4 protein-coding genes and 1 pseudogene are annotated in these 6598 nt (G+C 58.6%); 2 read left to right on the top strand and 3 right to left on the bottom strand.

The genetic code is table 11. From position 1 onward, the window contains the following. Nucleotides 1–29 precede the first annotated feature (29 nt). Both ASG79_RS22905 and ASG79_RS24405 read left to right on the top strand, forming a co-directional pair. On the top strand, nucleotides 30–803 hold the full coding sequence (locus ASG79_RS22905) for an enoyl-CoA hydratase (protein ID WP_056394556.1): 774 nt from the start codon (nucleotides 30–32) through the stop codon (nucleotides 801–803). Between the two features lie 1237 nt (nucleotides 804–2040). Continuing rightward, nucleotides 2041–2169, top strand: a pseudogene (locus ASG79_RS24405) (transposase); the annotation flags it as partial. 39 nt (nucleotides 2170–2208) lie between these two features. Here the strand turns inward: ASG79_RS24405 and ASG79_RS22910 are convergent. The 3 genes from ASG79_RS22910 to ASG79_RS22920 form a co-directional block, all read right to left on the bottom strand. Next, nucleotides 2209–3288: an IS110 family transposase gene (locus tag ASG79_RS22910; protein ID WP_056394561.1), complete on the bottom strand. Its 1080-nt coding sequence runs from the start codon at nucleotides 3286–3288 to the stop codon at nucleotides 2209–2211. A gap of 788 nt (nucleotides 3289–4076) precedes the next feature. Continuing rightward, nucleotides 4077–5420, bottom strand: coding sequence for an MFS transporter (locus ASG79_RS23340; RefSeq protein WP_082581913.1), 1344 nt, complete (start codon nucleotides 5418–5420; stop codon nucleotides 4077–4079). A 224-nt stretch (nucleotides 5421–5644) separates the two neighbouring features. Further along, nucleotides 5645–6586: a hydroxymethylglutaryl-CoA lyase gene (locus tag ASG79_RS22920; RefSeq protein WP_056394567.1), complete on the bottom strand. Its 942-nt coding sequence runs from the start codon at nucleotides 6584–6586 to the stop codon at nucleotides 5645–5647. Nucleotides 6587–6598: the final 12 nt, after the last annotated feature.

The raw sequence follows: 6598 nt of genomic DNA on the forward strand, positions 1-6598 counted from the left end.
GCCTAGCGCAGCCTCCTTCGAGGAAGAGCATGAATTTTCGAACCATCACCGTAAAGCAAAGTGGACGCGTAGGCGTCATCACACTGAATCGACCGGAGGCTCTCAACGCACTGAACCTTCAACTCATGCAAGAAGTCGTCTCGGCTGCCAGAAGCTTAGACAAGGACCCTGATACGGGTGCCATCCTTCTGACCGGATCCGATCGCGCCTTCGCCGCAGGGGCCGACATCAAGGAGATGTCTTCCCGGACTTACATGGATATGTACTTGGACGATTGGCTGCAGGGCTGGGACGGTCTGGCCGCCGTACGGACCCCGATAATTGCTGCCGTCGCTGGCCACGCGCTGGGCGGAGGCTGTGAACTGGCAATGATGTGCGACTTCATCATTGCAGCTGACTCAGCGCGATTTGGCCAACCGGAGATCAAATTGGGCGTCATACCTGGCATGGGAGGTTCACAGCGGTTGACGCGCGCCGTCGGCAAGGCAAAGGCTATGGAGATGATCCTCACGGGCCGCACTATCGACGCGGCTGAGGCTGAACGCATCGGTCTGGTAGCAAGGCTTGTCCCTCACGACAGGCTCCTGGAGGATGCCTTGGAAACTGCGAAGGCGATCTCTGAGAAGTCCGCGCCAATTGTCATGCTGGCAAAGGAGGCAGTGAATGCTGCCTTTCAAATGCCCCTGGACAGCGGCATCCTCTTCGAACGCAGGATTTTTCACTCTGTGTTCGCCAGCTCCGACCAAAAAGAAGGTATGCGCGCCTTCGTCGAAAAGAGACAGCCCAACTTTACCCACGGCTGACGCCCTACCAGCTGCGGGGCGACGCGCACACTTCAATCTCCCAGCAGCCCGCGACGACAAACCTGTCAAAAATTCCCGGCGCGGCAAGGAGAAGCGCAACGCACACGCCCGAAGGCCGGGTGCCGCGCCGGGATCCCACACCTACAAAACAGTCCGCCCGACTCGAAGCCAGTTCACCCTTCGGGACCCCAACCATGAATCACCCTCGGTCACCACGCCACTTCGATAGACAAAGGATCTTGCAGCTGGCGTTGGCCGGAGAGGCGGCAGAACCTAACCGCAGCCAAAGTCACTAGGCCCACGAGGACGTCTACGATGATCAGCTTCAGCAGGCTGTCCAACGACATGGGATCGCTCCCGTGGTACTACCAAGTTATGGTGGGAAAGCGATTCGAGCCGTTGGCTGCCGAGATCTAGTGGCTGATTGTCAGCGGTGGTCGAAAAGTAAGCCAATTTGCGGGCTCGGCCGCCCGGCGGTCAGGTATCTGTGGGGTCAGGCAGAATTTCCTGGGACTCAGAGTTGCAATCTGGCCGGCGCCGGCATTTGTTCCGACGGAGCATGTAGGTGGGTGGGCCGGGGTCCGCTTTCACGACATAGCCGGCGACGGCAGATATCGGCCCTCGTGCCGCCGTGGTCTTGTCCGGGGCGGTCGAAAAGTGAGCCACTGTTTGCGGCGAATTAGCTCACTTTTAGACCATTGCTGTATCAGCGATGAAGCTAATCTGCTACGGGCATCGACGGTCACACCGGTCGAATCTTTGGACCACGACTTCCGGCGAAGACCCAGCGGGATGGCTGTCCTGGCCTGAGCTTGTCGCCGCCACCCACCACGCGGTCTACTAAGCCTTTCAGCTGCCCCACCCCTGCCCTTGACTTGCTGAAATGTTACGGAGTCTCAGTCACGGCCTGGCTTGCCAACCAAATCAGGCGGAAGTGGCCCGGGCTGCCTTCGCGGCCTCCTTCTCGGTATAACACCACAGCCAGCCGAGCAATAATCCTTGCACGCAGCAATTAGCAGGACCCCGCAATATTCCAACACCACGCCGTGCTCCGCCGGAATGAAGGGGCCGTGCAAAAGAAGCAAACCTACTTGAGAGCCGGTGCTCAAAGACCAGTCTAGGAACGCGTCCAGCTCTGCCCCCTGGCTCACTTCCGGACGTTCTCGAGTTCGGCTCGGCACGTAACCCAGTCGCTGTTTACCGGCATCCGCTTTCCCTTCAGAACCAGTGCACGACCACAGATCAAAAGGTCGAGGCCAACAACACGGCAATCAAGAACATCAAGCGAACTGCCCGCGGGTACCGCAATGCCGCCAACTACAAATCGGTTATTCTCCTGAGAAGTGCCGTCCGGACGGCGGCATGACGCTCACTCCAGGGATCCATTTCCCCATGAACCGTGACACTATTGACTGATTTCAAGCGTTGATGTCTCGCTTGGGTCCTGCAGTGTTCGGACGATGAGGGGGTAGAGCTGGCGGACGAGGTAGCGTTTGAGGCAGCGAACGATTTCCATTTTCGTTTTGCCCTCGGCGGTCCTTCGAGCAGCATAGTCTCGGGTCGCCTGGTCATAGCGCAGCCGCACGATGACGATGTGATAGAGCGCCGAATTCGCTTGGCGGTCACCGGCTCGGTTTAGTCGGTGACGGTTCGTTTTACCCGATGACGCCGGGATCGGGCTCACGCCGGTCAGTGCAGCGAATGCAGCCTCGCAACGGAGCCTTTCGGGGTTGTCTCCGGCGGTGATCAGCAGTTGGGCGGCGGTGTCTGGTCCGCAGCCGAACACTCCCATCAGGGCTGGTGCGTGGTCCTCGAGCAGCCGTTTCAGATGCCGGGTCAGGTCTTGGATTTGCTCGGTTAGATCGAGCCAACGCCGCGCGAGAAGGCGCAGGCTGTAGGCCGTGGCCTCGGCCGCGGTGACGGGCGTTTTCGTTGGTCTCGATGTCGCCAATGCGGCGATCAGTTTGGTGTTTGGCAGGCCGCGGTATCGGGCCCGAAGTTGCTCAGGTGCTGCGATCAGCATGCCCTTGATCTGGTTGATCGTGGCGGTCCTGGCCGTCAATGCTGAGGACCTTGACGTGCGTAAAACCCGCAGAGACTCCACGAGGCCGTCACCACCTTTCGGTGGAGCCGTTGCGCGCCCCGAAAGAACAGCTTCGGCGGCCGAGTAAGCATCGAAGACGTCGGTCTTGCCCCGGAGCCTACGATCGAACCGGTTGGGCCGGTTGACTTCGAACACCTCAATACCAGCCTCGCGGACGACACGGGTGACCGAGGCCCCGTAGGAGCCGGTGCATTCGATACCGACGCTCACCAAGGCCGGCCACGTTCTCAGGAACCGTAATGCCGCTTGGTAACCAGCAGCGGTAGTGGGCACCTCCACATCTGCCAGCCGTTGTCCTGCAGCGTCGATAACGGCGATGTGATGCGTGTCGGCATGCGTGTCGATTCCGCCGTAGACCTTAATTTGCTTCTCGTTCACCATGGAAACTGCGCCCTTCCTCGTTGTCCGGTGCGCAGCTCGGTGGGCGTCAGTCAGTTCACTATCGGGGACTCGCCAGACTCCTATCAGGACATGACGGCCTGCCGGGCTGCACTTCGAAAATGAGCCAGGTCGGCCGACAGGTCACGGGAAGGACAATCACCAGGGGATGATGTCAGAAGAGCCGAGAGTCAGACCCGCCTCACCAGACCATCCTGCATCCAGCAAGCCGAGGCCGCCACGTCCATCAAGGAGCCAGACCAACCGGTCCACAACTCCATAGTGAAGAGCCCCCTAAGCTCCCAAAGCATAGCTACCCCCCCGACTTGCCCCTGTTGCTGGCAAGTAGGACACTCCCATACACACGTTTTGTTTCTAAACCCGCATTAGCAGCCCTTCCGGAACGCTGTGGAGGGAGCGATCGGGACGATTTCCCCGCCTGCCGCCAGCCCCAAAAAGGCCATGTCCCGACTCCAGCACCGACACGTCGCCGACGCTGAGGCGGTCACATTCGGCAAGAGCCGCTATGAGTGGTTGTGCCGGCGGCAGACATACAACCGACTACAGCCAAAGTCTGTGCCCGGCCTGGTCCATCCTCCGGATCCTTGATGCAGCGTTGCGCCGTGTTCGGATGGAGCGCGCAAAGACGGCGGCAGCGTCGCCGGTCCCTGCGTCGTGGAGGACTGCCCAGCAGGCGTTGGGATCGGCAGCTCTCACTCTGCCCTCTCCCTAAATCCGTGCCGTCACGTTACGTCACTGGACCAAAGATTCGAGTTGGACGTGTAATCCGGTTACCGAGGAACTGCCGGCTGCAGGGGGGTGCGGTAGGTTTCTTTCATGAGGGTAAGTGCGACTAGAGCAATTACGGCCTCCAATCCGAAAAAGATAACGTATGCCCATGCGTTGTTGTTAAACGCGGCGGCCAAGCTCGAAGCAATCAGAGGTGAGAATCCTGCGCCCAACAGCGTTCCAATCTGTTTTGCAATTGAGAACCCAGAGAAGCGAACCGGCGTCGGATAGTTCTCGGAAATGAGTGCTCCTTCAACGCCGTACATCAGCGCTTGTGCCACCCCAATAGCTACTACCATTCCGCAACCCACAAGTAGAATATTCTGTGACGGCAGTAAGTACAGGAAATAGACCGTAACCGTTACCATGGCGAGCGGAATACCGATGTAGTAGTTGCGTTTTCGTCCTCCCGAGTCGGATAGGCGGCCACTGAGGGGAATAGTAATCAGCGAAACAACGCCCGCGACCATGGTGGCGACGGTAAGTCCGGTCACTGAGAGACCGTAGTTCCGAGGCCCAATCGACAGTGCAAAAGTCGCAACGAGGTGGTAGAGAGTGGAAGCAACCATTGCCAAGGCAATTCCGGCAAGAGTAGGCCGCCATGCAGTTCGGAAGACTTCGAGAGCAGGAACCTTTATGATCTGTTGTTTCTTCGCAAAAGCCGGCGATTCGGTGATACGGCGCCGGATGTAAGCACCGATTACAACTAGGATAACGCTGCCCAGAAATGGTAGGCGCCATCCCCAGGAAAGTAGATCTTCCCGCGGCATCAGACTTAGCAATGCGACGGAACCAACTGAAAGTATTACCCCGACGCTGGCGGTTGCCATAACGATTGAGCCATACAGGCCGCGTCGGTTATCCGGAGCCGTTTCAAGGGTGAGGAGCGTGCCAGCCCCCGTTTCACCGCCGACGCCAATTCCTTGAATAAATCGAAGCGTGACCAGGAATACGGGTGCCCATACGCCTATGGTTTCGTAGGTGGGCAGCATACCAATACCTACTGTAGAGACACCCATCACGATCAGAGTCACCATGAATATCTTTTTTCGACCGACTTTATCCCCATAGTGGCCGAATACGATGCCTCCAAGTGGCCGCGCGCCGTATCCTACGGCTAACGTTGAGAACACGATAATGGTGCCGACCACAGGGTCGAATGTCGGGAAAAAAAGCTCGTTGAACACAACGGGCGCCAGGAAGCCGTACAGGAGAAAGTCGTACCATTCTATCGTGGTGCCCAGCGCGCTCGATATGACTGTTCTTCGACGGTTTGCCTGAAGGGAAAGTGGTGTGCCTTGTCCGGAATTCGGTCCCGCTGAAGTAGATAGATTGTTGTGTGCCATGCCTGTTCCTGACCGTGTTAACTAGCGTTTTACAAATAAGCTTGTATACGAAAAACCTTTGAATTAGTGGACCTAAACTCAGCGATATGTGTGTAGTGCGCGTCCGCGCATGACTTTCCCGGGAAGGGAATGTCCCACAATGGATTCGGATTGGAGGGCGACGTCGATAAGGCGGTCANGGCGATGGCCACCGGGGTGGAACCGTTCAGCGTGGTGAAACTGCCTCAGCGATATGTGTGTAGTGCGCGTCCGCGCATGACTTTCCCGGGAAGGGAATGTCCCACAATGGATTCGGATTGGAGGGCGACGTCGATAAGGCGGTCAAGGTCGACCCCGGTGTCGATTCCCATTTCGTGGCACATGTGCACGAACTCCTCGGTGGCGATGTTCCCGGCGGCGCCGTGGTCCCCGCCGAACGGGCATCCGCCCAACCCTGCGACCGAGGCGTCGAAGTCGCGTGCTCCCAGCTGCATCGCCGCGTAGGCGTTGGCGATACCCATGCCACGGGTATCGTGCAGATGCATCCGAATGTCGTGTTCCGGCCAACGCTCCCGAACTTCACCGACGGTGCGGCGAATCTGTTCGGGGTTGGCCCACCCCATGGTGTCCGCCAAAAGCAAAGTGGGGATATGAACACCTGCGTCCGCTGCTACTGCAAGCGCACGCGTAAAGCGATCGATCACAGCACCCAGGTCGATGTCTCCGGCGTAATTGCAGCCGAAGGCCGCCGCGACCGACAGGTAGGCCACTGGTACGTTCGCATCGCGGGCGACAGCGAGAGAGTCCGGGAGGTCGGCAAGCACCTGCTCGGTGGAACGTCTCATGTTTTTGTGGGAAAACTCCTCGCTCGCCGAGACGACCACTGCGGCCTTGACGTCCAAAGTGCCGACCGCGAGTGCGCGTTCGAGACCCTGCTTGTTCAGGTAAACACAGGTATATTCGGTGCCCGGCTTCCGGGTGAACCCTGTTGCGACCTGCTCGGCGTCCGCCATTTGCGGCACCCACTTCGGTGAGACGAAAGAGGTAACTTCGATCTCCGGGAAGTTGCATTCGGACAGAAGGTTCACCAGACGTATCTTCTCCGCCGTCGAGATTGGTCCCTTCTCGATCTGCATACCCTCACGCGCGCCTACTTCACGCACCACGACAGACTTAGGCAGTGTCATTAGTCATCCTCC

The organism is Arthrobacter sp. Soil761, from assembly GCF_001428325.1.
GTDB lineage: Bacteria > Actinomycetota > Actinomycetes > Actinomycetales > Micrococcaceae > Arthrobacter.

What these genes read in the sequence shown, in the direction of transcription:
- ASG79_RS22905 (WP_056394556.1), top strand. Translation starts at nt 30, where the DNA reads ATGAATTTTCGAACCATCACCGTAAAGCAAAGTGGACGCGTAGGCGTC.
- ASG79_RS22910 (WP_056394561.1), bottom strand. Translation starts at nt 3,288, where the DNA reads ATGGTGAACGAGAAGCAAATTAAGGTCTACGGCGGAATCGACACGCAT.
- ASG79_RS23340 (WP_082581913.1), bottom strand. Translation starts at nt 5,420, where the DNA reads ATGGCACACAACAATCTATCTACTTCAGCGGGACCGAATTCCGGACAA.
- ASG79_RS22920 (WP_056394567.1), bottom strand. Translation starts at nt 6,586, where the DNA reads ATGACACTGCCTAAGTCTGTCGTGGTGCGTGAAGTAGGCGCGCGTGAG.